1 tRNA gene and 1 rRNA gene (both cut by a window edge) are annotated in these 2,500 nt (G+C 54.8%); both read right to left on the bottom strand.

The annotated features are described in order from the left end of the window. Positions 1 to 2,142, bottom strand: a 23S ribosomal RNA gene (locus D7V88_RS37935); it reaches 825 nt to the left of the window's first position. A gap of 294 nt (positions 2,143 to 2,436) precedes the next feature. Next, positions 2,437 to 2,500: transfer RNA gene (locus D7V88_RS37930), tRNA-Ala, on the bottom strand; it runs 9 nt beyond the window's last position.

Genomic DNA, 2,500 nt, shown 5'->3' with positions numbered 1-2,500 from the left:
AAGGTTCACGGGGTCTTTCCGTCTTGCTGCGGGTAAACTGCATCGGCACAGCTATTTCAATTTCGCTGAGTCCCTCTCCGAGACAGTGCGGAAGTCGTTACTCCATTCGTGCAGGTCGGAACTTACCCGACAAGGAATTTCGCTACCTTAGGACCGTTATAGTTACGGCCGCCGTTTACTGGGGCTTCGGATCATCGCTTCGCCTTGCGGCTGACGAATCCCCTTAACCTTCCAGCACCGGGCAGGAGTCAGACCCTATACGTCGGCTTGTCGCCTTCGCAGAGTCCTGTGTTTTTGGTAAACAGTCGCTACCGCCATTTCTCTGCAACCTCTCTCGGCTTCGGCTGTACGCCTACACCTACCAGAGGCCCACCTTCTTCCGAAGTTACGGTGGAAATTTGCCTAGTTCCTTGGAGGAGAGTTCTCTCAAGCGCCTTAGGATTTTCTCCTCACCCACCTGTGTCGGTTTGCGGTACGGACACCCTGCAGACTCCCTGCGGGACTTTTCTTGGAAGCAGAGCATCAGCGACTTACCCCTTGCGGGGCGCCATGGGATCTCGGGGATAGCTGCCGCGCCTTTATTCGTACGCGACACCCCTACGTCTTTAGACTGACACAACCACCGGTCAGCTCGCCTAGCTTTCTCCGTCCTCCCTCAGTTCAACGTCTGCAAGATGGCGCAGGAATATTAACCTGCTTGCCATCACCTACGCCTTTCGGCCTCGGCTTAGGACCCGGCTAACCCTGGGAAGATTAACTTGACCCAGGAAACCTTGGGTTTACGGCGAGGGGGTTTCTCACCCCCTTTATCGCTACTCATTTCGGCATCAGCACTCCCAGTCGCTCCAGCAGCCCTTTCGGTCTACCTTCGCTGCAACTGGGACGCTCCCCTACCGCCACACACGCTTGACGTGCATGACCCGAAGCTTCGGCACTAGTCTTGAGCCCCGTTACATTTTCGGCGCGGCCTGTCTTGACCAGTGAGCTATTACGCTTTCTTTAAAGGATGGCTGCTTCTAAGCCAACCTCCTGGTTGTCAATGACCTGCCACATCCTTTCTAGTGTTCACTTAGACTAGATTTGGGGGCCTTAGCTGTCGGTCTGGGTTATTCCCCTCTTGCCAATGGACGTTATCACCCACTGACTGCGTCCCGGGATAACAATTGCCGGCATTCGGAGTTTGGTACGGTTTGGTAATCTGGTGAGACCCCTAGCCGTTCCAGTGCTCTACCTCCGGCATTGAATTGCCCGAGCCGATACCTAAATATCTTTCGGGGAGAACCAGCTATCACGGAGTTTGATTGGCCTTTCACCCCTACACACAGCTCATCCCAGAAATTTTCAACTTTCATGAGTTCGGTCCTCCATGCGGTGTTACCCGCACTTCAACCTGGCCATGTGTAGATCACCCCGCTTCGGGTTATAATACACGCAACTCGACGCCCTGTTCGGACTCGCTTTCGCTCCGGCTCCACCTATCGGCTTAGCCTCGCTACGTATATTAAGTCGCCGAATCATGATGCAAAAGGTACGCTCTCGCACTGGCTTGCGCCGTAGTGCTCGAACTGCTTGTAGACATGCGGTTTCAGGTTCTTTTGACTCCCCTCACCGGGGTTCTTTTCACCTTTCCCTCGCGGTACTTGTTCACTATCGGTCGCCAAGGAGTATTTAGGCTTACCGGATGGTCCCGGCAGATTCAGACAGGATTGCACGTGTCCCGTCTTACTTGGGTAACCCGCTCAGCTCCAACTGGCTTTCGTGTACGCGACTATCACGCTCTTTGGTGCGTCTTTCCAGGACGCTTCCACTAGCCTGTCAAAGTCCTACCGCGGACCCGCTACCCCACCGCCATTTGCATGACGTTGGTTTGGCCTCTTCCCATTTCGCTCGCCACTACTTTGGGAATCACTCGTTGTTTTCTCTTCCTCAGGGTACTGAGATGTTTCACTTCCCCTGGTTCGCTCTTCAGCCCTATGGATTCAGACTGAAGTAACGCAGCTATTCGCCGCGCTGGGTTTCCCCATTCGGACATCTCCGGATCAACGCTTGGTTGGCAACTCCCCGAAGCTTTTCGCAGCCACCCACGTCCTTCATCGCCTCTTGGCACCTAGGCATCCACCGCACGCCCTTAGTAGCTTACTTGCCCTGATCTCTTGTCGTCACGCCCGCCTCCCGGCGGGATTGTCGAAACTCGAGGCCAAGGCCCAGGCCCCTGCTCTTCGCAGCAGACCCGGAAGACTCTTTATTGCTTGATTCTCACTGCTTCTTCTTAAAGTGGGAGACTTCATTTTCACCCCCAACCCGCCTCGCGGCGCCTGGTGGCTACTTCATGAAGTCGGCACTTCTGTTGAGAACTTCACTCAGCAGAAATTGCAACTTACCCTTCGTATGCACTTGTCAAAGAACGTCCCTGCTTCACTGCCGCAGGTAAACTTGTGGAGCTGATCGGGTTCGAACCGACGACATCCAGCTTGCAAAGCTGGCGCTCTCCCAGCTGAGC

It is taken from the genome of Corallococcus terminator (genome assembly GCF_003611635.1).
GTDB lineage: Bacteria > Myxococcota > Myxococcia > Myxococcales > Myxococcaceae > Corallococcus > Corallococcus terminator.
The sequence above is the reverse complement of the archived record's forward strand: the minus strand, read 5'-3'. Positions and strand labels throughout refer to the sequence as shown.